This window comes from Mycobacterium sp. IS-1496, from assembly GCF_001499995.1.
GTDB lineage: Bacteria > Actinomycetota > Actinomycetes > Mycobacteriales > Mycobacteriaceae > Mycobacterium.
Genome location: NZ_LQIU01000003.1, coordinates 100,406 through 123,499 on the forward strand (window position 1 = coordinate 100,406; position 23,094 = coordinate 123,499).

A 23,094-nucleotide genomic window follows, 5' to 3' on the forward strand; every position below is an offset into this window, starting at 1 on the left:
GAGAACACATGTCTGTCAGCAAGATTCACGTCGACTTGAGCGGACCGCCGCAGACGATGCTGGACATGCTTTACGGGAAGGCGCTTGACGCCGGCTCGCCGCAGCCGATACTCAACGACACCTTCGCGAAGGAGCTCGTCGAGCAGCTCGATTACGACTGGCAAGCCAGTGCGATCACCCGGCAACGCCGACGCCAGGTCGCATCGATCGTGGTTCGTGGCACGCAGTTCGACATGTGGGCGCGTCAATTTCTGGCGGCGAATCGATCCGCTGTGGTTCTGCATCTCGGATGTGGGTTGGACAGTCGGGTGTTCCGGTTGGATCCGGGCCCCGATGTCGAGTGGTACGACGTCGACTTCCCAGATGTCATCTCGCTGCGCGAGCGACTCTATCCCCAGCGCGACCACTACCACCTCCTGTCCGCGTCAGCCACCGATCCGTCATGGCTCACCGCCATCCCGGCGGACCGTCCGGCACTGCTGCTCGCCGAAGGGCTGAGCATGTACCTGCCCGAGGCCGAGGGCATTGCGTTGCTACGCCGTGTGGTCGACCGTTTCCCTGCCGGGGAACTGACACTCGACTTCTGGAGCAGGCTGGGAATGCGGGCACAGAAGAAGACGAACAGGGTGATCACACATTCCGGTTCGACACTCGGCTGGACGGTGAACCGCCCCGATGAGATCTTGGGTGCCGTTCCTGGACTTCGATTGATCTCGGCGACGTCGATGTTCGCGGCCGACACGGTGCAACGGTTGCCCAAGGGGCAACGCCGCGTCGCGAAGGTGGCATCACGCACACCCGGTCTTCGGAAGATCATTCAGTTCCACCGTTACGGCTTCTGACGCCAAGCCCCCCACGGGGGCGGCTCATCTGAACGCGTAATCACTCAGCGGGAATCGCATCGACTCACGCACTGCGTTGCGTGTGGAGGTGGGGCGCATCATCGTCGCGTTGTCCCGGTAATAGTACGAACGTGACGACGCACAGTTGCCGCGGAAGAACACCATATCCTCGGCACGGTCGCTGATACGGTCGAAGAACCGAGTGCTCGCTTCTTCGGTGACCTCGAAGGTGTCGGCGTTGCGACGCCGCAGTTCGCCGAGCAGTCGGTCCATGTGCCGCATCTGATACTCCATCGTGTTGAAGAACGAGAAGCCGGCGAAAGAGTACGGACTGGCCAGGTTCAGGAAGTTCGGGAAGTACGGCACGCTGATGCCCTGATAGGTCTGAAATCTGTTGTCACGCCACCATTTACCGAGGTTCCTTCCATCGCGACCCACCACCTCTATGGCCGGGAAGTTGGCGTCCCACAGGTCGAAGCCGGTCGCGAGCACCAACGTGTCGATGTGTTCCTTGTGGCCGTCGGCGGTCACGATGCCGTCCGGGTCCACTCGTTGGATGCCGGAGGTTTCGAGACGCACGTTGGGCTTGGCGAGTGTTCGATAGTACGAGTTGTGGTACGTGGGCCGCTTGCAGCCGAAGTCGTAATCCGGCGTGAGCTTGCGCCGCAAGTCCTTATTTCGGATCGACAGGAACATGTGCAGCTTGGAGAAGTTCGCGGCCACCAGGGTCAGCGGTTTCGCCCAGCGGTAGAACACGATTCCCGGGATGACTCCGAGCTCACCCATGCCGTCGGTCACGAACCGGAGAGCCCGCTGCAGAGGAGGTATCCGAACGAACAGCTTCTGCAACCAGCCTGGAATCGGGAAGTCCATCTTCGGGATGACCCAGATGGGTGTGCGTTGAAAGACCGTCAGCGATGAGGCTTTCTCGGCGAGCTCCGGAACCAGCTGCACCGCCGTGACGCCGGTGCCGATGATCCCGACTCGACGGCCCTCCATCGGGAAACTGTGATCCCACCTCGTGCTGTGGACCATCTTGCCGGTGAAATCGGCGATACCGGGGATGTCGGGTACGCGGGGCTGGGACAGGAAACCCGTTGCGGTGATCAGCATCCGGCTGGTCATCATCTCACCGGAACCGAGAATCACTTGCCACACCTGCGCATCCTCGTCCCAACGAGCGCCGTCCACGGTGGTGTGGAACCGCATGTAGCGACGAAGGTCGTACTTGTTGGCGATGTGATCGGCGTACTGCTTGAGCTCCTCGCCCGGTGCATACAACCGAGACCAGAAGGGGTAGGGCTCGAACCAGTAGGAGTACGTGGTCGTCGGGACGTCGACTGTGAGGCGGGGATAGCGGTTGATGTGCCAGGTACCGCCGAGGTCGTCCTCGCGATCGAGGATTGCGAGGTTGTCGTAGCCCACGCGATTCAGCTGGATAGCCGCGCCCATCCCGCCGAACCCAGCCCCCACGATGATCGCGTCCAGTAGACCCTCACCCATCGTCACAAGGTACCCGTTGAACGTCGGCCGCCGGTCACGATTCCCCTCACGCAGGCCCTAAATTCGCTTTGCCTACACCAGGCGCGCCAGTGATTCGCCGCGCAGCGACACGTTGAAGGCGCGGAGGAACGGCAAACCGCTTGCATGAGTAAAGATCGTCGGCCGGCCCTCACGATCGGTGCAGCGGAGCGGAATGGTGCCGACGCAATAATTCGACGCGTCAAGTGCATTTGCTGGACCCGAGTTCTCCGCTCGACATCATCCGGCGGCCGACGAACATATCGGCCCTAGCAGGGATAACGGCGTTAATAGTGAGACAACCCACGGGCTGACGACGAAACCTGAGAGATTGCTGAGACGCATTGCGCCGGACGCTGACGAACAGGTTCACGACGCAACAATCGCTGGCCCGTTGCCCGCTGCCAGTACTAAATCGTCACTTCGCGTTTAAGTATCAGCGAATCTATTTCAACTGTGTTACGACATGGGTTACGCTCCTCCGCAAGCGCGGTAACAAGTTAGCCCGCTTTCGAATATCTGGGGTGGAGGAACAACAGTGGGGAATCATCGAGCGATCGCTCATGGAAGCCGAAACAAATTGGCGCCATCGGTGACGGCAGGCCTGGCGCTGGGGGGCGCGGCACTCTTCGGCTTCGCGTACGCCGCCGGTAGCCATGCGCCCAGTGTGGGGCTTCTGGCCACCACCATCTTCATCGAAGGCACCAGGGACATCTATCCGACGGGGGAGCCGGAACAGGGCTGGGACCGGATGGAGGACAGCCTCGATGGTGCCTACACGCAGCCTGGCACGAACGTTCAGTACGACGGAACCGGGACGTTCCCGCTCGGCTCGAACGTGTTCATCGACTACTCGCGAGCCATGGGCGTCCTCACCGGCGCGAACGATCCGCTCTACGACGCCTCGAAGGCGGAAGCAACCGATCGGACCATCAAGGCCATCAAGACCGCACGGGCCCAGAACCCGAACGAGGAGATCGTCGTCGTCGGCTTCTCGCAGGGTTCAGGTGCCGCGACGGACGCGATCGAGCAGCTAGAGAAGGAAGACTACGACACGTCGGGTATCACCTTCGTGTTGACCGGCAACGGAACCCGGAACAACGGTGGCTTCTGGGCCGGGCTGCCGCCCGGTGTGTACGTGCCGGTGCTCGGCATCAGCTTCGGTGACGCGACGATTCCGGGCAATACCAAGATCATTCAGGTCAGCAAGCAGTACGACGGTGTCTCCGATTCACCCAAGTACATGTTCAACCTGGTGGCCGGCGCCAACGCGATCATGGGCCAGTACTACCAGCACAACGACTACTACCGCGACGTGAAGCTCGACTACAACGGGGACGGTTCGGTCAACCAGGCCGACTTCGACAAAATGGAGGACGAAGGCTACGCGACCGTCACCTACAGCAAGGAGACGATCAAAGATGAGAACGGGGTCGACACCGGTCAGCCTGTTGTCACCGACGTTCTGATCCTCAACCAGCCGGGTGATCTTCCGCTTCTGCGACCGCTGCGGGACCTCGGAGTGCCGGATGCGATTGTGGATTCGCTCGAGCCGTTCTTCCGCGCGATCATCGAAACCGGTTACGACCGCCCGACAGACGGTGTGTATCCCTCGAAGCCGGTGATGTTCCACATCCTTCCCGGGCCGCACCAGTGGGTCGATGACGCGCACGCGATCGGCGAAGGGCTGGACGACAGCCATGAGCAGCTGGCGGCGGCCGTCACCGCCCCGCAGCCGGCGCCTCTGACGACGCGATCAACACAAACTGCGGGGTCGTTCAGCACCGCCTTCACACCGCAATTCCTGCCGGCACCGAAGACCGCGTACACGCAACCGCCGGCACTTGTTCAAACGGGTGCCACTCAGGCGCCGGTGGTGCCCGCCGGCGGAACCACATCGTCGACTACCGCGCCGACCGGAGGTGCCCCGGCCGGTGGAACGCAGAACCTGCCCGGCCTCAAGGCGTTCAACAAGGTCGTGACCGGTGTGGCGAAGTCGATCACCCAGGCACTGACACCCAAGAAGACCACCGGCGGCTCGACCGGGACCGGCACCACCGGCACGGGCTCAGGAACCGAGGACACCGGGCCCACCACAGGCGGGAGCACCACGACGGAAGGTGGGGGCACCACGGGTGCCGGCGAAGGCACCGACGGCGGTGCGGGCGCCGGCGGGACCACCGGCGGCTCGGAGAACACCTCCGGCGGCACAGGTTAAAATTAGTTAGCCCCACGGCTGCCCGTCACCGCCCCGGCGGTGGCGGGCAGCACTTCGTGTCTCTATGCCTGACAGCAAATCACCGGTGCGGCGGCCGATGCGCCGCTACCATCCGAGAGCACCGGTCATTTCGACATCCGATCGAGGAACCCATGGACATTGCCATCATCGTCGTCACGATTGCGTTAGCGGTGTACCTTGGGATCGCCGCCGTGCTGAACATCTTCTACATGGAGCATGCTCGCGAGAACGCCACGCACTTGAAGATCTCTTCGAAACGGGTGCGCTTCATCGGCTGGTGCCAACTCGCCGCTGTGATCGGCCTGGTTGCCGGCCTGTGGTGGTCAGCGCTCGCCATTGCGGCCGCAATCGGGCTGCTGCTCCTGATGATTGGCGCCGTCATGGCTCACCGAAAGGTCGGTGACTCGATCAAGGAGATGGTGCCGGCCGTGGTGGTGTTCCTGCTGACCGGCTTCGTCATGGTCGGGCATATCGCACAGGCCGGCGCTTGACAGCCCGCGTCAACGCGCGATGCGCGCCTCCGCCAGCTCAGCGATGCGCCCGGTCGTTCCGGCGAAAGTCTTCTTGAGGTTCTTCCCCATAAACCGTCCGGCGATGGCAGCCAACGGACCGTCCATGATCACGCGCTCAGTCAACACGGTCCCGTCGTCGACGTCTTCGATCGTGTGCTCGTAGGTCATGGTGAGCCCGGGGAACCGTGAAACCCCGGCCCAGGCCCTAGGGGCGTCGATCTCCGTGATCGTGGAGGTGGTGGCGGGTCCGCCCTTGACCTTGCCTTTGATCTTCGCGCCGACAACGAAATCGCCGTCGATGGCCGTCGACTGAATTATCCCTCCCGGCCACTCAACCGGATTGCTCCAAACGGTCCACACGGTCGAAGCCGGTGCGGCGCAAGTGGTCGAACCTTCGAACGTACGTCTGCTCATCAGGCAATAATCGCACCATGTTGCTGTCGGCAGGGTGCAATCCGACAGAACATGTTCGGGGACAGACTCTTTGAATAAGCGGGCTTCGTGCAAAGAACTCTCGTGCGAGGTCTGTGACGGTAGCGTCATCTGTCATGTCACGAAGCTTCCAGTTGACCTTCGAGTCGCCGGCCAGTGTCTCGCAGATTCTCGCGGCGCTTGGCGACGAGGCCTACTGGCATGCGAGGCTCGAGTCGTTCGGTGGGGGGACAGCCTCGTTGACCTCGCTGCACGTCGATGCGAATGGTGTTGTGGCCGCCGATGTCACAGTCAGTCTGTTACGCGAACGGCTACCTCGCCTGATCACCCAGTTGCATCCTGGCGGCCTCGCCATGAACCGCAGCGAGAAGTGGACCCCGGCCGCCGATGGTGGTGTCCGCGGCGAGATCCGGGTAGCCGTTGCAGGTGCGCCGTTGTCCGCGGTGGGGACAGCGGAATTGCTCCCTCTCGACGAGGGCGGTTCTCGGTTGACCTACGCCACGACTGTCACCGTCAAAATTCCAGTTGTCGGCGGCAAGATCGAGAGCTACGTGGGTTCCCGAGCCGCCGATGACATCGGTGCGATACAACACTTCACGACCCGATGGATCACCGGACGAAGCTGAGCAAAGGGGCCTTCCGCGGATTCAATGCGTCACCACAGGAAGCTCGATACATGACGCACGCGAACGGTCACGGTGGACCGCCAGTGTCCGCGGTCCGTCACTCAACACCTCGAAATGGCTTGCGTCGCAGCCGGCCAAGGCTACCCGTATTCGGTGGCCCGGCCGAAACAGATAGGACGTCGGCAGTAGGTCGAAGGTCAACTGAGCCGACTCACCCGCGACGAGAGGTGCCGCATCGCCGCGCTTGAAGGTGCGGTACGGGCCGATCTGGCTGTAGACGGGAGCGGCATCGCTCAAGCGGCGGTTGACGAAACGCAACTGTCCCTCGGTCACATAGGCGACACGGTCCTGTTCGTCGACATCTTCGAGGTAAGCGAATACTGTGCCGTCGGCGGTCGGGGAGGTCACGAAGAGCCTCACGACGGGGTGTCCGGTCACCTCAAGGGCTCGGTCGAGTGGCGCGGACGTGTAGGTCAACATCCGCGCATGCTGCGCGGCGCGATCCGGATAGCGAACGGCTTCCCCGATGGTGACCTGGGTACGCCACCGCGAATGTTCACCCGTTCCAACGGACTGATCCACCACGTAGTGGTCAGCTTCATTGTCACAGTCGGGAATCGCGGGCTGCAGCCGGCGATCGGGTGCCAGATGGTAGGTGTAGGGCTCGGCGGGTGGCGGCCATGCATCCGCCGACTTCCACCGGTTCTCAATCATGGTGAAGTAATGGACTCGTGGCTCCGCCTCGATGCCTGTAGCGCGGCCCTTCAGATGATGATCGAAGTAGCGAAGTAACTCCGCGTCGTGGTCGAAGACCGACTTGAGCGGCCCCTGAGCTGGATCGACGTGCCAGCCGCCACCGTGATTCCACGGTCCCAGAATCAAGCGGCTGCCGGGGGTGGATACGGTCAGGAAGCGCTTGATCGCGGCGTTCGCATATGCGCCGTCGAACCAGCCGCTGTAGCTGTACACCGCTGCCCCGGAAGCCTGGAAATCTCGCCAGTAGTTGTGTGGGCTGAACACGTTGACACTGCCCGACTCGTCGACTGGCGTGCCGACCAGTTCGATTTCCGCGCCCAGCTTCCTGTGGAAGGGATCTAATGGGGCGACGTCATCGCGGAAGCGGATCGACAAGGCTTGCTTGTGAACGTCGTAATTGGCTTCGTGTGCCGCTACGGCAGCCGAGCGTAGAGAGCGGTCGTGATCGGCCTGTACCGGCTGTACCCCGGTCAGCACCAGATCCGCCCACTTCCCGACGACTTCATGCGGTGCGTTTCGATCCAGCGCGGCGTTGTAACGGCCCCATGTCTCGGTGAACCACGTGGCATGTACGCCGCCGGGAAACGCTATATCGGTGTAGGCGTCGAAGGGTGCGAAGCGAGGCGCCACCGCGCGTACTGCAGGATGCCGGTTGGCGAGCAGGAACTCGGCGGCGCCCCCGTTGTACGAGGTACCGACGGCGCCCACTTTTCCATCCGACCACGGCTGACGCACGATCCAGTCGACGATCTGCGCCCCATCTCGGATCTCGTCCGGCGACCACTCGCACACACGGTCACCGAACGATGCGCCGGCACCACGGACGTCCACATCCACCCACGCATAACCGCTGGCCACAAACCGCTTTCGGCACCGTGCGTTGCGCGGGATGTGGTGAAAAGTCGGGCCCGGCACGACAGTTCGCAGTGGCTGTCGCAGCTCCATCGACCGGTAGTAACGGGTCTGATGCAGGATCGTGGGCAGCCGGGCACCTTCACGCAAATTCTCGGGGAGGTAGGTGCTGACCGCGATCCGCACGCCATCACGCATCGTCAGGTAGAAGGACCGATAACGCATTCTCCGAGCCGTCCGGCGTGCGGGCTCGGCGTCGTACCATGCTGCATCAGAGCCGTTCTTGACCATGGGACCTCGCCGCCGACGACCATTCGGTTCGTACTTCGTCGATGCCAGCATATGGTCTCTGCCACGTCATCGCCGCGCTAATACGTGCTCAATTCCGCAGTGCACCAGCAAATGTCCAGGTATCGTCCTCGATGCTGGTGCACGAAATCACACCGGTGGGGGACAGGGTGTTATGAAGAACTTCTCCGACGCGGTGGCACTGGTCACCGGAGCCGGTGCCGGGATCGGTCTTGCGGAGGTCAGGCAACTAACTGACCGCGGTGCGCGGGTGTGCGGGGTCGACATCGACGAGGAGGCGGCCCGACGCAGCGGTGCGGCGCTCGCGATCGGTGCCGACGTCAGTGATCGCGCGGCGATGGCGGCCGCGGTGCAGCGCTGCGTCACCGAACTCGGCGGGCTTGATCTGGTGATCTGCAATGCCGGCATCACCCATCCGCCGTCGACGCTGCGACTTCTCGAACCCGGTGTTGCGCAACGTGTCTTCGACGTCAACCTGATCGGCACGCTCAACACGGTGCAGCCCGCCATCGAACCGCTCATCGCCGCACGGGGACATATCGTGCTCGTGTCCTCGCTGGGATGGCCGCCGAACATCGAGTTCGGAGCGATGCTTCCCGCAGTCGGCGGCGTCGCGTACGCCGCTAGCAAGACCGCTGTGGAGATGCTGGGGCGAGGACTTCGGATGGAGCTTGTCGACCACGACGTCTCGGTCACGATCACCTATTTCGGACCTGTCGACACGGCGATGGCGAGGATGACACTCGGAACGCCTCAGAGCGAGAAGGCCGAGAAGGTGCGCATCAGCCCCGAAGAGGCGGCGGCGCAGGTACTCCGCGCGGTCGAGCGGGACAAGGTGCGAGCGATCATTCCGTCCCGCTGGCGATTTCTCGACATCGTGCGTCACTTCGGAGTCACGATGGACAACATTCTGTTACGTAGCAAGGGCCAGAGAGAACTGATCCGCACCTACGATTCGGTGTGACCGGACGCCGTTTGGGCTACCGGCGCATTTCGGCTCGGACTGGGTGAATTCGCGGACTCGTTCCGGTATTGCCCGTCGTTCGGCCGGTGCGCCGCTTGTGCGCACCCCAATGCGTCGGCGCCTGCGATTTTCCCCAGCTCCACGAGACCCGTGAATTCGATGGTCGAGAGGGTTTGCCGACGTGACGAAGAGTCCGGGAACTGCCGATCGGCAATGGCCAGCCGCCTCAGTTCCGGACTGAGATTTTGAGTCGCCTGCAGCTTGAGGTAATGAACCGTGACAGGCCGCGTGAGCGCGCCTTCGGCACCGGCGCTTGCGACCGACGGATACAGGGTGAAGGTCGTCGCCGACGTGGCGGCGGCGGAACCGTGACCGGGCAGCATGTTACTCAGGGAATCCTCGAACTCGACCTCGTTGACGTCAACACCGAATTCCAGCGCGGCCAGAGCGAGCGACTGCTGCAGGGCGGCGAAGGATAGAGTTGGGTCTTCCGTCGCATCGACGCAGAAGATGACGTCGCACTGCCTCCGTAGCAGTTCGACCAGCCCGAGGTTGTCGTAGTAGCCACCGTCGGAGATGAACACGTATCGGTCGTCGGTGTCGCACCAGCCCAGGATCCGCTTGAACGGGTAATTGAAGCGTGGCCCCGGCAAGTTTCTCGAAGTACCAGCCGCGCGGTCGCTTCCTGACTCCGATCCTGAAACGTGCTGACCCTCGGACAGTTTCACATTGGGCAGCCACATTCCTACCTGGGCGTTCCCCTCGGACATGAGACCGGTGCCGTGACGGCTTCCTCCTCCGCGGGTCGGCGAGGGGACGCCCACGCCGGTGGTGGCCAACCACGACGAGACTTGATCGATGTTGCGGAACTCCCGACGCCGGCGGGATGAGCGTCTCACCCGCATGGCCGTATCGATGTAGTCGGCGGTACGGTACGGCCGCGATCCGGTCTGGCAGACGAAGCGTGGTGAGATGGTGAACGGCTCAGCCGCGGAAGTCCCGGACTGTCGACTGCAACACAGCACGAGCTCAGGCACCTCGGCCTTCGTGGTGAGCCATCTCCACGTCCCGACCGCCGACTCCGCAGGGCGCTCGAGTCCATCACCCACCGGGCCGAAGCTTCGGCGCAGGCGAAGGGACAGCAGGCCGTGCAGGGAAGGGGAGTTGGGGCTGAGGAAGATGTACATGGCCAGCAGCGCAAGGCCGGGCACGACAAGGGAGACCTGAGACGTGGCGGACAGTGTGATGGCGCCCCACGGCGTGACGAGCGAGATCGACAGGGACATCGCCACGACGTACAGGACGGCCAGCGCCCAGGCGGTTCCACCCAGCAGCATCACGCCGGCTGCCAGACCGCGCCTCCATGGTCGGGACGACTCGGATGAGGTTTGCCTGGCCGGCTTCCCGAACAGACGCCAGAGTCCACTGGCGATGCTGACGCCTATGGCAAGGGCGATCATCAGAATGGCGACACCTGCTGCGAGACCTACATCGTCGATCGAGCGAAACCATGCCGGTAGCCAGACCAAGCACGAGGCCAGGAAGATCGAGAGCCCCAGTAGCAGTGCTCCGATCGGCCACGTCCGCGCGATCCGGTTGTTGGCGAGACCCGTCACGAGGAGCCAGATCAGTCCTGCCGCGGCGAAGACGATGCTCGGCCCGTAGAAGTGATCGGCCGGGATCGGCTGCGGTCCGCAGTATGCCGCTCCCAATTGGCCCGAGTCGATGGCGCAGTGGGTCATGACCAGTCCGAGCGGCCAGGCGATAAGGTAGATCAGCAGACCGACGATTAGAACGTTGGTGAGGCTGCTGAAGATAATCGAGCCGATCGCGCCGACGAACCCTCCTCGTCCGTTGACCGCGTAGTAGTGGCGGGGGTATCCCGTTATTCCGGTCCCGAATCGGAGTCGGGCGATGACCGCATCGGATGCGCTTTCCGCAGGCCTGTATGCCTTTTGCAACGTCCACGCGGTGGCCGCCCAAGCCCCGCCGGACACGCCTGCGATGAAGCGTGCCGACCCGGTCTGTGATCCGCTCAGGAGGCCCCCTGCTGCCTCGAACTGGCTGAGAGCGCCCAAAGAGAAAGCTGTAGAACGAATTCCGCCACCACTGAGGCAGATCCCGACACGCTGATCGTCGTGGCTCGGTGCGCTTACATCACGGATGTCGACGGCGAGTTGCTGCGGTTGTCTGGGAGGTTGCACGGACCCTGGAAGTCGGGGTGACCCCGCGGCGGTCATCGGCGGGAAAGGGTCCCGGCGGCGCGAGATCCAAGCCGCGGCAGCGATAAGTCCGGCGATGATCATCGCCACGACCGCCACCCATTTCGCCGACGAGACAGCCATCGCCAGCCAATTCACCAGGCCACCGTCGCCGCGCAGAGCGAACAGCCCTTCGTCGGTCGTGTAGAGCAGAGCAGAAAGAAGACAATATTCGAGCGTGTCGAACGCAGCAGCGATCGTCGGCAACCACACGACCCATGCGGCCCGCCGAAGCGGAGGAGCTTCCAGCCGCCACCATCCACCGACAAGGATCGCCGTGAACATCAACCAATAGCCGGCCATGACCAGGAGGTCGGGGACCAAGATCTCCTGTACCGATGCAGGGACCGAGCAGCGTTGCAGCAGCCAGGAGAATCTCTCGCCCGAGCCCGCGAATTGTGAACCGAGATGGACGATCCCGCATCGTTCGGCGACGACGAACAGCCACGTGAATCCCACGTTCACCGCCACGAACCCGACGACCGCCGCGACGATCAGTCGACGGGAGCCACCTGCCCGCGCGTACGCCCGCACAGCCGCGTCGGCTCGCGCGCCCCCGCTCGTCGCGTCCTCGACGATGACGTCATTGCTGGTCTGCCCCGCCATGGTCCGTATCTAACACAGGCGTTCGGCCTTGTGGCGGGCAATGCGCAGCCTCTTCCGCCAGATAGTTGCATTGGCCAACACCGTGGACGGATGACGACGTCAGGGGCTGCAGTTGACAGCGCCGATCACTTGAGCAGAGTGGTGATCGCCGCCGCCAACTCCGGCGAATCCGACGTCGCAAGGTTCTGATACTGGCCTCGGGTCGTCCGCGCGACGGCCTCCCACGTCCCCCGGTCCGGGTCGTCACCGAAGTCGATGACATTGACCGCAACCGGCCGGGCGGGATCAAACGCGTCGCGGACGAACGCCTCGAGCCCTGCACCGTCGAGGGTCCGGTCGGTATGCGGTCCCTCAGTGATCACCAGCACCGAATTGGGTTGCCCCTCCCGGAACCTGGCGAGCGCATCGTTGTAGACCAACCGCAGCGTGGTGAACGACACCGCGCCGCCGGAGGTGGACGACAGCGTGTCGAGCGTCGAGGTCAGCGCGGCCGAACGCGGTTGATCACCCACCGGTTCGGAGAGCGGACCGGTGGTGATCTGCGAGTTGCCCGCGGTGGAGTCGAACGTCCACAGGCCCAGCGCCGTCGTCGGCGGCAGCGCCTCCACCCGCGGGATCAGCGCGTTGACGACGTTGCCCATCCTCGTGTTCGCGCCCTCCTGGCCGGGCATGGACAGGTCGAGCATGATCGTGGTGGTCGACGCCTGCGCCGGTGAGGTCAGTGCCTCGGCCAGCCTCACCCGCGCCGCACCGTCGCCGACCGACAACGGGGCGGCCAGTTTCGGGAAGTCGGTGACGTCGCTCGGTGGGGGTGTGCCGCCCTGGGTGCGGAAACCGGCCTTGGCCAGCTCGCTCATGCGGTCGGGTTCGCGCATGAACCGGGCGAACTGGCTGGCGGCGGTGACCTGTTCCCGCTCGAGCCAGTCGCCCGCCAGCAGCACCGTCGGATAGTCGGCGGTCGCGACCGGGCCGGGCGGCAGCCACGAGGCGAGGGTGGACTTCGCATTCGGCAACGCCGCGGCCCGTGCCACCACCTGCTGTTCGGTCGTCGCCACCGCGTGCACCGGTGCCCTGGCCGGGTCACCGGAACGCAGCAGCGCCTCCATGGCGGCGTCGGCGGTGTCGGCGGGCAGTTCCGGTGCGCCGGCGGCCAGCGTGTTGATCGCGCTGATCCCGTCGGTCGCCGGGGCGCCGTCGGGTGCGGTGGCCGCCGCGACGGCCTCGGCCGCCAGATACGACGCGTCGGCGTTCCCGCTGCGCGGCAGGGCCAGCTTCAGTGCGCCCCATCCGGGCAGACCGAGTCCGTCGAGTGCTGTCGGGTTGGTCTGCAGACCGGGCAACGTTCCCCAGTTCTGCTGCGCGAGTTCGGGTTTGAGCTCGGGCCGCACTGCGAGCACGACCGGGGTGCTGACGAGGGTGCGGGAATCGCTGACCGTCTTCTGGTCCGTCGCCGCTTCGAGGCGGGCCGCCGAGACGCCGCTCGCGGGGATCCACAGCGCCGGCCGCTCGCCGAGGTCAGACGGCCACTTGTCCTCGAAACCGGCGATCACCTGTTCGGATTCGGCCGCTTTGACGCCGACCTTCACGCAGCGGTCACCGACCGGCGCGGCGTTCTCGTTGTACTGGTCGGCGAGCCCGCGGATCGTGTCGGCGATCGACGGGTCGGCCAGCACTGCGACGTCGAGGTTGCCTTCGACGCAGCGGGCCGATGCGGCATCGCCGCGCTCGGAGAGGGTGTCGCCGAAGAAGCGCCACAGGATCACCCCGCCGACCACCACGACGACAGTGACGAGCGCCGCGATGACCCCGAGGCTGATACCGCGCCGGCCCGGCGCCAGTGCGCGGTGGCTGCCCGTCCACTCGCCGCCGTCCGACGTGCCGCCGTGGGGCGGCCCGGCCGGACCGCTCGGGGGCGGGGGAGCGGCGGCCGCCGGATGGTCGTCGGCGTACTCGTCGTCGTAGCCGCCGTCGGCATAGTCGCCGTCGGCGTACTCGTCGTCAGCGGTGTCGTGCGCGCGGGTGTCGTCGGCGGCGGGTTCGTAGGACTCGTGCCCACCCCAGGGCTGCGCCGGGAACTCACCACTGTGCCGGCCCGACGGACCGGAGTCGGCACCGTGTCCGCCGTCGTCGATCCCGTCGTTCGGGACACCGGCTTCGTCGTCGGAGTCCTCCGGATCGGGGATGCTGTGCCTACCCACTCCAGCCCCTGTCTTCGCGTCGTCGCTTGATCATCGCTGGGTCATCGCCGCTTTCGTCCGGCCCCGGGCAGTCTAATCGCCTGCCCGCGCCGTCTCAGGCGCCGGCAAAGCCGGCTTTGTACTCGCGTCGGCGCCGGTGCAGGATCGGCTCGGTGTAGCCGTTCGGTTGCGCCCCGCCGGCGAGGATGAGTTCCTGAGCGGCCTGGAACGCGATGCTCGAATCCGGATCGGTGGCCATCGGCCGGAAATCGGGATCCTGCGCGTTCTGCTCGTCGACCACCGCGGCCATCCGGCGCAGGCTCGTCTTGACGTCCTCTTCGGTGATGACGCCGTGACGCAGCCAGTTGGCCAGCAACTGGCTGGAGATCCGCAGCGTCGCGCGGTCCTCCATCAGGGCCGTGTCGTGGATGTCGGGCACCTTCGAGCAACCGACGCCGGCATCGATCCAGCGCACCACGTAACCCAGGATCGACTGGCAGTTGTTGTCGACCTCCTCGCGGATCTCCTCCGGCGCCCACGCCAGCTCCTTGGCCAGCGGGATGGTGAGCAGGTCGTCGATCGTCGCGCGCTGTTTGCCCTCGAGTTCCCTGTGCACTGCGTACACGTCGACCTGGTGGTAATGCATGGCATGCAGCGTCGCCGCGGTCGGGGACGGCACCCAGGCGGTGGTGGCGCCGGCCTTCGGCTGACCGATCTTCTGCTCGACCATGTCGGCCATCAGGTCCGTCATCGCCCACATGCCCTTGCCGATCTGGGCGCGGCCCGAGAAGCCGGTGGCCAGACCCACGTCGACGTTCTGGTCCTCGTAGGCCTTGATCCACGGCTGGCTCTTCATCGCACCCTTGCGGATCATCGGGCCCGCCTCCATCGACGTGTGGATCTCGTCGCCGGTGCGGTCCAGGAAGCCGGTGTTGATGAACACGACCCGGTCGGCGGCGGCCTTGATGCAGGCCTTGAGGTTCAGCGTGGTGCGCCGCTCCTCGTCCATGATGCCGACCTTGAGGGTGTTCTGCGGCAGCCCCAGCACGTCCTCGACACGGCTGAACAGGTCGACGGTGTACGCCACCTCGGCGGGGCCGTGCATCTTCGGCTTGACGATGTAGACCGAACCGGTCCGGCTGTTGCGCAGCGGTCCGTTCGACTCGCTCTCCTTCAAGCCGTGCATCGCGATCAGCCCGGTGAACAGGGCGTCCTGGATGCCCTCGAACACCTCTGTCTCGTGGCCGTCGTCCCCGGCTCTGGTGATCGCGTCGTTGGTCATCAGGTGCCCGACGTTGCGCACGAACAGCAGACTGCGCCCGGGCAGGGTGAGCTCACCGGACCCGTCGGGGGTGGTGTACGTGCGGTCCGGATTGAGCACGCGGGTGAAACTCTTGCCGCCCTTGCTGACCTCTTCGCTCAGATCGCCGCGGTTGAGCCCCAGCCAGTTGCGGTAACCCAGCACCTTGTCCTCGGCGTCGACCGCGGCCACCGAATCCTCGAAATCCATGATGGTGGTGACGGCGGATTCGAGCACGACGTCCTTGACGCCCGCCTTGTCGGTCGAGCCCACCGGTGACTCGGGGTCGATGAGGATCTCGATGTGCAGACCGTTGTTGCGCAGCAGGATCGACCACTGCGGCGACCCGAGTTCGCCGGTGTAGCCGACGAACTGGGCCGGGTCGGCCAGGCCGACCACCGACGAGCGCTCGCGCGAGGAGTCATCGTGCACCGACGTGTCGTCACCGACCTCGACGAGCACCTGCCCGTCCTCGATCTTGAAGCCGGTGGCGTCGCTCCAGCTGCCCGACGCCAACGGCGCTGCGCCGTCGAGGAATTCACGGGCGTAGGCGATCACCTTGTCGCCCCGGACGCGGTTGTAGCTGGTGCCCTTCTCCGCGCCGTCCGCCTCGCTGATCACGTCGGTGCCGTAGAGCGCGTCGTAGAGCGAGCCCCACCGCGCGTTGGCGGCGTTGAGCGCGAAGCGGGCGTTGAGCACCGGCACCACCAGCTGGGGGCCTGCGGTCGTGGTGATCTCGTCGTCGACATCGGTCGTGGTGATCGTGAAGTCGCCCGGATCGGGCTCCAGGTAGCCGATCTCGGTGAGGAACTGCTTGTACTCGTCGGCGTCGTGCGGACCGATCGCCCGCTGCCGATGCCACTTGTCGAGCTGCGCCTGCAGGTCGTCGCGGCGCGCGAGCAGTTCCTGGTTGCGCGGGGTCAGGTCGGCGACGACCTTGTCGACGCCCGACCAGAAGCTGTCCGGATCGAGGTCGGTACCGGCCAGCGCCTCATCGGTGATGAAGTCGTAGAGCGCGCGGGCCACGCGCAGGTTTCCCACCGTCACGCGATCAGTCATCGTTCTCCTCCTCGGCCGTACTCCGCGCACGCCATCCGCACGCCGCCGTCGATCCAGCTTACCTATGGGTAACCTCGGCGAATCCAGCGCGCACCGCCGTCGCGCCGTCTTCTGTCAACGCGGTGCGCAGTGCGTCACATCGCGCCGCGAGTGTGGCGCGCAACGGGGCCGCCCGGTCGGCGATGTCCTGCTGCGCCCGGACGTATTCGGCGCGCCCCGCCGGGGTTTCGATCGCGATGGCCTCGAATCCGTAGCGGCGGAGATCGTATGGGCTCGCGCGCATGTCGAGCAGCCGGGCATCGGCGGCCAGGTCCAGACAGTCCATCACCAGATCCGAAGCCACCAGCGGTGCGAGTTTGTACGCCCACTTGTACAGGTCCATCGCCGCGTGCAGGCAGCCCGGCTGTTCGGTGTCGATCTGACGCTCGCGGCTCAACGGTTCCACGTTGCGGCCCACCGCAGCCTCGGTGAAGAACCGGTAGGCGTCGAAATGGCTGCAGCGCAACGACATCGATTCCACCACCGCGTCCGTTCCCGGCCGTCCGAGGCGCAGCGGCACCGCGTCGTGGCGGGTCTCGGGGCAGCGGTACACCATGGCCCACTCGTGTAATCCGAAGCAGTTCAGCCGCGCCGGGCGGGCGGCGGTGGCCCGCAACAGGCCGGCCACGAACTCCACGGTGTCGGCGCGCGACCGCAGGTGCTCGGCGGTCACGCTCACGCCACCGGGAACCGCGCCGTAGCCAGAACGGCCGAGACGGTCGCGGGCGGCGGGTCCCGACAGCACGACGCCGAATCCGGGGTGCCAGCGCCGCAGCTGGCGGGGACGCAGGCTGTAGTAGGTGAACAGGAAGTCCCACACCGGGTGGCTCCGACCAGCGCTGCGCCGCGCCTGATGCGGTGCGCAGAACGCGTCCACGCGATCACGGTGGGTGCGTTCCCGCCGCACCCAGACCGACTCGTCGAGGACCTCGGCCATCACCGCCGGTGCGTTCCGTCGCGCACCGTTCCGACGAGGTCCTCGACGAGGTCCTCGAGCGCGACCATCGCGGTGATCGCCCCGTCGGAGGTGACCAGTGCGAGGTGACTGTTGGTGCGGCGCAGCCGGGTCAGCGCCTCGGGCAACGGCAGCGACGCGGGAAGCTGGGGGAGCGGGCGCACCATCGACCGGTCCAGCACCGCGTCGGGGTCACCGACCAGCGGGAGCACGTCCTTGATGTGCAGGTAGCCCAGGTACTGTCCGGACGGTGCGGTCACCGGGAAGCGCGAGTACCCCGTCTCGGCCAGTGCCCGTTCGACCGCGGCGACGGTCGGGCCCTGACCCGGCGCCGACGCCGGTATGGCGTGGATGGTGTCCAGTGGCATCGCCACGTCCTTGACGGCGCGGTTGCGGATCTGCAGGGCGCGGGTCAGCCGGGTGTGCTCCTCGGGGTCGAGCAGACCCTCGGACACCGACTCCGCGATCATCTCCGACAGTTCGACCGTCGACACGTTGACGTCGAGTTCGTCCTTGGGCTCCACGCCGACGGCGCGCAGCGTGGCGTTGGCGCACCAGTTGTAGAACGCGATGAGCGGCCGCGCCGCCCTGATGTAGACGAGATAGACGGGGATCAGCAGCATCGCCGCCGACTCCGGTCCGGCGATCGCGATGTTCTTCGGGACCATCTCGCCGAGCAGCACGTGCAGCGTCACCACCACGCTCAACGCCACCACGAACGACACGGTGTGCAGCACCGCGTCGGGGATGCCGAGCAGCCCGAACGGTTTCTCCAGCAGATGCGCCACCGCGGGTTCGCCGACGCGGCCCAGCAGGATCGAGCAGATCGTGATGCCCAGCTGGGAACCCGCCAGCATCAGCGAGAGGTTCTCACCGGCCCTGATGACCGTCACCGCGCTCTTCTTGCCCTGTTCGGCCAGGGCCTCGAGCCGGTCCCGGCGCGCCGAGATGAGCGCGAACTCGGAGGCGACGAAGAACGCGTTGGCCCCCAGCAGCAGCACGGTCAGCAGGACGCCGAACAGATCGCCACCCATCAGCGGTCCTCCTCCGGCTCGGCCCCGTCGGCGCCGTGGTCGTGATCGGTGTCGCCGCGGCGCCCGAGTTCGGTCAGTTCCACCAGGTCGATCCGGCGGCCGTCCATCTGCACGACCTTGGCCTCCCAGCGGATCGGATCCTCGATCGGTCCGTCCGGATCGAAGGCGGTCAGCTCGACCGCATCACCCACCTCCGGGATGTGCCCGAGTTCCTGCAGCACCAGCCCGCCGATGGTCTCGTACTCGCCTTCGGTGGCGCGGAAACCGGTTCCGGCGGCGACTTCGTCGATCCGCAGCAGGCCCGACACCTTCCAGCCCTCGCCGGCGGCCACCACGTCGGGGGTGGCGTCGTCGTGCTCGTCGCGGACGTCGCCGACGATCTCCTCGATCAGGTCCTCGACGGTCACCATGCCTGCGGTGCCCCCGTACTCGTCGACCACGAGCGCGGTCTGCAGGCCGTTGGCGCGGATCTGGGTCATCACCGCGTCGCCGTCCAGGGTCGACGGGACGGTCGCAACCGGGATCGCCAGCGCCGCGAGGCGGGTGCGTCCGCGGTCGTCGCGCGGCACCGAGAACACCTGTTTGACGTGGACGACACCGATCGTCTCGTCCAGGTCGCCCTCGACGATGGGGAAGCGCGAGTACCCCGTCTCGATCGCCGCGGCGATGAGGTCGGCGACGGTGTCGTCGGCCTGCAGGGCCTCGATCTCGGTGCGCGGGGTCATCAGCTCCTCGGCGGTGCGGTCGCCGAACTGCAGCGATCTGTCCACCAGGATGGCGGTCACGGGGTCGAGCGAACCGCTGCGCGCCGAGTTGCGCACCAGCGAGATCAACTCTTGCGCCGAACGCGCCGAGCGGAGCTCCTCGGCGGGTTCGATGCCCAGCCGGCGCAGGATCATGTTCGCGGTGCCGTTGGTCAACCGGATCAGCGGCGTGAAGATCGCGGAGAACAGTAGCTGCGGAGGGGCCGATGCGCGAGCGGTCGGCACCGGTCTGGCCACGGCCAGGTTCTTCGGGACGAGCTCACCGAAGACCATCGACAGCGAGGTGGCGATCAGGATCGCCAGGAACAGGGCCACCCCGCTCGCGGCCCGCTCTGACAGTCCGATCGCGTCCAGACCGGGATGGAGCAGCCGGGCGACCACGGGTTCGGCCAGGTAGCCGGTGGCCAGCGTCGTGATCGAGATGCCCACCTGGGCGCCCGAGAGCTGGAAGGACAGGGTGCGGTGGGCGCGACGGACCATCTGGTCGCGACGGTGCCCACTGCGCGCGTTGGCCTCGACGGTGCTGCGCTCCAACGCCGTCAACGAGAACTCGGCGGCGACGAACACCGCGGTACCCGCGGTCAACAGCACGATCGCCAGCAGCGAGAGCAGGGTGTACGCGACGCTCATCGCATCGTCACCGGTGCGCCGGGCCGTGTGCCCGGCCGACTAGAAGACGGTTCGGCGTCGGGGGGCTCGATGGACGGGTGCTCGGCCCGGCAGGCCTCCGGTGCACACCGGGCCTCGGCGGGTGCCTGCGGCACGTGATCCCTTCCTCGGTCGGACGTCGGACGTCAACGAATGACGGCGCGAATGCCCAATCGTAGCCGGACTCTCACCAGCCGGTCGGCAGCGGGCGGCCCTCGGCGAAGCCCGCGGCGGACTGCACCCCGAGCAGTACCTTGTCGTGGAGTTCGGGCAGGGTGGTGGCGCCGACGTAGGTGCAGGTGCTGCGGACCCCGGAGGTGATGTGGTCGAGCAGGTCCTCCACGCCGCCGCGGGCCGGGTCGAGGCTCATCCTCGATCTCGAGATGCCCTCCTCGAAGAGCGCCTTGCGGGCGCGGTCGAACAGGCTGTCGCCCGCGGTCCTTGCCGCGACCGCCCGCTTGGAGGCCATCCCGTAGCTCTCCTTGTACGGCTGATTGTCGCGGTCGTGCATCAGGTCGCCGGGGGATTCATACGTGCCGGCGAACCACGATCCGATCATCACGTTGGCCGCTCCCGCCGCGAGGGCGAGCGCCACGTCCCGAGGGTGACGCACCCCGCCGTCCGCCCATACGTGCGCACCCAGATCCTTTGCCGCCGCAGCACATTCGACGACCGCCGAGAACTGTGGCCGGCCGACCCCGGTCATCATCCGGGTGGTGCACATCGCGCCGGGTCCGACACCGACCTTGATGATCGAGGCGCCCGCGGCGACGAGGTCGCGGGTGCCCTCGGCCGACACCACGTTGCCCGCCGCGATCGGCAGGCCCAGGTCGAGGGAGGCCACCGCCCGGATCGCCTCCAGCATCTTGGTCTGGTGCCCGTGAGCGGTGTCGATCACCAGCAGGTCGACTCCGGCCTCGGCCAGCCCTCGCGCCTTCGCCCCGACGTCGCCGTTGATGCCGACGGCCGCGGCGATGCGCAGTCGCCCGTGCCGGTCGACGGCAGGGGAGTAGATGCCGGCGCGCACGGCTGCGGTGCGGGTGAGCACCCCGGCCAGCGTGCCGTCGGGTCCGGTGAGCACCGCGACGTCGACGGGCGCGTGTTCGAGCAGGTCGAAGACCTTGCGCGGATCGGTGCCCACCGGCGCGGTGACGAAGTCGGTGATCGCGACGTCGCGGACCCGGGTGAACCGGTCGACGTCCACGCAGGTCGCTTCGGTCACCAGACCGATCGGACGGCCCTCGAACACCACGACCGCCGCCCCGTGCGCGCGTTTGTGGATCAGCGCGATCGCGTCGGACACCGAATCGTCGGGCTCCAGCATGACCGGGGTGTCGACCACCAGGTCGCGGCTCTTGACGAAGTCGACGGTCTGCTGCACCGCCGAGATCGGCAGATCCTGCGGCAGCACCACCAGACCGCCGCGGCGGGCCACGGTCTCGGCCATCCGCCTGCCTGCGACGGCGGTCATGTTGGCGACCACGACCGGGATCGTGGTGCCCGAACCGTCGACGGTGGACAGGTCGACGTCGAAACGCGACGCCACGTCGGACCGCTGCGGGACGACGAAGACGTCGTCGTAGGTCAGGTCGTATGCCGGGTGGTGGCCGTCGAGAAATCTCATCGCCACCGAGTCTAGATTCCCCGAGACTGCTGCCGGATCACGCTCGGGCGCGGAATCGCCATCCGTGAGCGGTCTCGGCGGTCAGGCCTCGACCTCGGTGCGGTCACCGCTCCACAGTGTGTGAAAACGTTTGGCCGGATCGGTGTCGATGCGGCCGTAGGTGTGGGCGCCGAAGAAGTCGCGCAACCCCTGTGTCAGCGCGGCGGGCAACCGCTCGGTGCGCAGCCCGTCGTAGTAGGACAGCGCCGAGGAGAAGCCCGGGATCGGGATGCCCAGCTGGGTGGCGGTCACGACGACGCGGCGCCAACTGTCGATCGCGTTCTCGATCGCACTGCGGAAATACGGCGCGACGATCAGGGTGGGCAGATCCGGGTCGTCGTCGAAGGCGTCCTTGATGCGGTTGAGGAACTTGGCCCGGATGATGCAGCCGCCGCGCCAGATGGTGGCCATGTCGCCGGGGGTGATGCCCCAGTCGTACTCGGCGCTGCCGGCCTGGATCTGGTTGAAGCCCTGCGCGTACGCGATGATCTTCGACGCGTAGAGGGCCTGGCGGATGTCCTCGGTGAACTGTTCGGCGTCGGCGGGCTTGTCGCCGAGCTCGCCGGTGGCCAGGCCCGTGGTGGCCTTGCGCTGGGCCACCGAACCGGACAGCGCCCGGGCGAACACGGCCTCCGCGATGCCGGTGACGGGCACACCCAGGTCGAGCGCGGACTTCACCGTCCAGCGGCCGGTGCCCTTCTGCTCGGCCTCGTCGAGGATGACGTCGACCAGCGGTGTGCCGGTCTTCGCGTCGGTCTGCCGCAGCACCTGTGCGGTGATCTCCACCAGGAAGCTGTCGAGGTCGCCGCGGTTCCACTCGTCGAAGACGTCGGCGATCTCGGGGGCCGACTTGCCGAGGCCGTCGCGCAGCAACTGGTAGGCCTCACCGATGAGCTGCATGTCGGAGTACTCGATGCCGTTGTGCACCATCTTCACGAAGTGGCCCGCGCCGTCGGGGCCGATGTGCGTGCAGCAGGGGACGCCGTCGACGTGCGCGGAGATCTCCTCCAGCAGCGGGCCGAGGCTCTCGTAGGACTCCTTCGGCCCGCCGGGCATGATCGACGGCCCGTTCAGCGCGCCCTCCTCGCCACCGGAGATGCCCGCGCCGACGAAGTGCAGGCCACGTTCGCGGATCGCCTTCTCCCGGCGGATCGTGTCGGTGTAGAGCGCGTTGCCGCCGTCGATGATGATGTCGCCGGGTTCCATCGCATCGGCGAGCTCGTTGATCACGGCGTCCGTGGCCTCCCCGGCCTTGACCATGATCAGCACCCGGCGCGGCTTCTCCAGTGCGGCGAGGAACTCCGGGATGGTCTCGGTGCGCACGAACGAGCCCTCCGAACCGTGGTCGGCCAGCAGCGCGTCGGTCTTGGCCACCGACCGGTTGTGCAGGGCGACGGTGTAGCCGTGCCTGGCGAAGTTGCGGGCGATGTTCGAGCCCATCACGGCCAGGCCGGTGACCCCGATCTGCGCGGTGCCTTCGGTGGACTTCTCGGACGAGCTCATGGGCGCAGCCTTTCCTCTTCTGTTGTGTTGTC

At 66.2% G+C, this 23,094-nt stretch carries 16 protein-coding genes; 5 read left to right on the forward strand and 11 right to left on the reverse strand.

The window, feature by feature from the left end:
• Positions 1-8 precede the first annotated feature (8 nt).
• Positions 9-842 (forward strand): class I SAM-dependent methyltransferase, encoded by an 834-nt coding sequence (locus AU195_RS03055; protein ID WP_059157589.1) that lies wholly within the window; start codon positions 9-11, stop codon positions 840-842.
• 24 nt (positions 843-866) lie between these two features.
• On the opposite strand, the gene AU195_RS03060 is transcribed toward AU195_RS03055, so the two are convergent.
• Positions 867-2,345, reverse strand: a complete 1,479-nt coding sequence (locus tag AU195_RS03060; RefSeq protein WP_059157590.1) for a flavin-containing monooxygenase — start codon at positions 2,343-2,345, stop codon at positions 867-869.
• Between the two features lie 610 nt (positions 2,346-2,955).
• Between AU195_RS03060 and AU195_RS03065 the strand changes: the two genes are divergently transcribed.
• Both AU195_RS03065 and AU195_RS03070 read left to right on the forward strand, forming a co-directional pair.
• On the forward strand, positions 2,956-4,581 hold the full coding sequence (locus AU195_RS03065) for a PE-PPE domain-containing protein (protein WP_059157591.1): 1,626 nt from the start codon (positions 2,956-2,958) through the stop codon (positions 4,579-4,581).
• A gap of 152 nt (positions 4,582-4,733) precedes the next feature.
• On the forward strand, positions 4,734-5,093 hold the full coding sequence (locus tag AU195_RS03070) for a DoxX family protein (RefSeq protein ID WP_082702947.1): 360 nt from the start codon (positions 4,734-4,736) through the stop codon (positions 5,091-5,093).
• Between the two features lie 9 nt (positions 5,094-5,102).
• Here AU195_RS03070 and AU195_RS03075 read toward each other — a convergent pair whose 3' ends face one another.
• The gene (locus AU195_RS03075; protein WP_059157592.1) at positions 5,103-5,528 is read right to left on the reverse strand and encodes an SRPBCC family protein; all 426 of its coding nucleotides are present in this window, start codon (positions 5,526-5,528) and stop codon (positions 5,103-5,105) included.
• Positions 5,529-5,662: 134 nt separating this feature from the next.
• Between AU195_RS03075 and AU195_RS03080 the strand changes: the two genes are divergently transcribed.
• Positions 5,663-6,172: a DUF2505 domain-containing protein gene (locus AU195_RS03080; RefSeq protein WP_059157593.1), complete on the forward strand. Its 510-nt coding sequence runs from the start codon at positions 5,663-5,665 to the stop codon at positions 6,170-6,172.
• 21 nt (positions 6,173-6,193) lie between these two features.
• Here the strand turns inward: AU195_RS03080 and AU195_RS03085 are convergent, their stop codons facing one another.
• Positions 6,194-8,005 carry a CocE/NonD family hydrolase gene (locus tag AU195_RS03085; RefSeq protein ID WP_157531011.1) on the reverse strand — a complete coding sequence of 604 codons (1,812 nt, stop codon included), beginning with the start codon at positions 8,003-8,005 and terminating at the stop codon, positions 6,194-6,196.
• 64 nt (positions 8,006-8,069) lie between these two features.
• On the opposite strand from AU195_RS03085, the gene AU195_RS03090 reads away from it, so the two are divergent.
• Complete coding sequence (locus AU195_RS03090) at positions 8,070-9,053, forward strand: SDR family NAD(P)-dependent oxidoreductase (protein ID WP_286149114.1); 984 nt, start codon at positions 8,070-8,072, stop codon at positions 9,051-9,053.
• On the opposite strand, the gene AU195_RS03095 is transcribed toward AU195_RS03090, so the two are convergent.
• The 8 genes from AU195_RS03095 to gnd all read right to left on the reverse strand — a co-directional run bounded on the left by AU195_RS03095 (position 9,038) and on the right by gnd (position 23,062).
• Positions 9,038-11,920 carry a hypothetical protein gene (locus tag AU195_RS03095; RefSeq protein ID WP_059157596.1) on the reverse strand — a complete coding sequence of 961 codons (2,883 nt, stop codon included), beginning with the start codon at positions 11,918-11,920 and terminating at the stop codon, positions 9,038-9,040. The two genes, AU195_RS03090 and AU195_RS03095, sit on opposite strands and share 16 nt — an antisense overlap.
• Before the next feature lie 125 nt (positions 11,921-12,045).
• Positions 12,046-14,118 carry a hypothetical protein gene (locus tag AU195_RS03100; RefSeq protein WP_059157597.1) on the reverse strand — a complete coding sequence of 691 codons (2,073 nt, stop codon included), beginning with the start codon at positions 14,116-14,118 and terminating at the stop codon, positions 12,046-12,048.
• 94 nt (positions 14,119-14,212) lie between these two features.
• Positions 14,213-16,456: a malate synthase G gene (locus AU195_RS03105; protein ID WP_059157598.1), complete on the reverse strand. Its 2,244-nt coding sequence runs from the start codon at positions 16,454-16,456 to the stop codon at positions 14,213-14,215.
• 58 nt (positions 16,457-16,514) lie between these two features.
• On the reverse strand, positions 16,515-17,432 hold the full coding sequence (locus AU195_RS03110; protein ID WP_172800458.1) for a 3-methyladenine DNA glycosylase: 918 nt from the start codon (positions 17,430-17,432) through the stop codon (positions 16,515-16,517).
• Positions 17,432-18,484, reverse strand: coding sequence for a hemolysin family protein (locus AU195_RS03115; protein ID WP_059157599.1), 1,053 nt, complete (start codon positions 18,482-18,484; stop codon positions 17,432-17,434). The genes AU195_RS03110 and AU195_RS03115 overlap by 1 nt, the downstream gene beginning before the upstream one ends.
• Complete coding sequence (locus AU195_RS03120; protein ID WP_059157600.1) at positions 18,484-19,878, reverse strand: hemolysin family protein; 1,395 nt, start codon at positions 19,876-19,878, stop codon at positions 18,484-18,486. The genes AU195_RS03115 and AU195_RS03120 overlap by 1 nt, the downstream gene beginning before the upstream one ends.
• A 205-nt stretch (positions 19,879-20,083) precedes the next feature.
• Positions 20,084-21,520: a GuaB1 family IMP dehydrogenase-related protein gene (locus tag AU195_RS03125; RefSeq protein ID WP_059157601.1), complete on the reverse strand. Its 1,437-nt coding sequence runs from the start codon at positions 21,518-21,520 to the stop codon at positions 20,084-20,086.
• An 81-nt stretch (positions 21,521-21,601) separates the two neighbouring features.
• Positions 21,602-23,062: an NADP-dependent phosphogluconate dehydrogenase gene (gene gnd / locus AU195_RS03130; RefSeq protein WP_059157602.1), complete on the reverse strand. Its 1,461-nt coding sequence runs from the start codon at positions 23,060-23,062 to the stop codon at positions 21,602-21,604.
• Between the last annotated feature and the right edge of the window lie 32 nt (positions 23,063-23,094).

Coding starts and splice junctions, on each gene's coding strand:
- AU195_RS03085 (WP_157531011.1), bottom strand. CDS start 8,005: ATGCGTTATCGGTCCTTCTACCTGACGATGCGTGATGGCGTGCGGATC.
- AU195_RS03120 (WP_059157600.1), bottom strand. CDS start 19,878: ATGAGCGTCGCGTACACCCTGCTCTCGCTGCTGGCGATCGTGCTGTTG.
- AU195_RS03090 (WP_286149114.1), top strand. CDS start 8,070: ATGGGACCTCGCCGCCGACGACCATTCGGTTCGTACTTCGTCGATGCC.
- AU195_RS03055 (WP_059157589.1), top strand. CDS start 9: ATGTCTGTCAGCAAGATTCACGTCGACTTGAGCGGACCGCCGCAGACG.
- AU195_RS03115 (WP_059157599.1), bottom strand. CDS start 18,484: ATGGGTGGCGATCTGTTCGGCGTCCTGCTGACCGTGCTGCTGCTGGGG.
- gnd (WP_059157602.1), bottom strand. CDS start 23,062: ATGAGCTCGTCCGAGAAGTCCACCGAAGGCACCGCGCAGATCGGGGTC.
- AU195_RS03070 (WP_082702947.1), top strand. CDS start 4,734: ATGGACATTGCCATCATCGTCGTCACGATTGCGTTAGCGGTGTACCTT.
- AU195_RS03075 (WP_059157592.1), bottom strand. CDS start 5,528: ATGAGCAGACGTACGTTCGAAGGTTCGACCACTTGCGCCGCACCGGCT.
- AU195_RS03095 (WP_059157596.1), bottom strand. CDS start 11,920: ATGGCGGGGCAGACCAGCAATGACGTCATCGTCGAGGACGCGACGAGC.
- AU195_RS03125 (WP_059157601.1), bottom strand. CDS start 21,520: ATGAGATTTCTCGACGGCCACCACCCGGCATACGACCTGACCTACGAC.
- AU195_RS03110 (WP_172800458.1), bottom strand. CDS start 17,432: ATGGCCGAGGTCCTCGACGAGTCGGTCTGGGTGCGGCGGGAACGCACC.
- AU195_RS03080 (WP_059157593.1), top strand. CDS start 5,663: ATGTCACGAAGCTTCCAGTTGACCTTCGAGTCGCCGGCCAGTGTCTCG.
- AU195_RS03105 (WP_059157598.1), bottom strand. CDS start 16,456: ATGACTGATCGCGTGACGGTGGGAAACCTGCGCGTGGCCCGCGCGCTC.
- AU195_RS03060 (WP_059157590.1), bottom strand. CDS start 2,345: ATGGGTGAGGGTCTACTGGACGCGATCATCGTGGGGGCTGGGTTCGGC.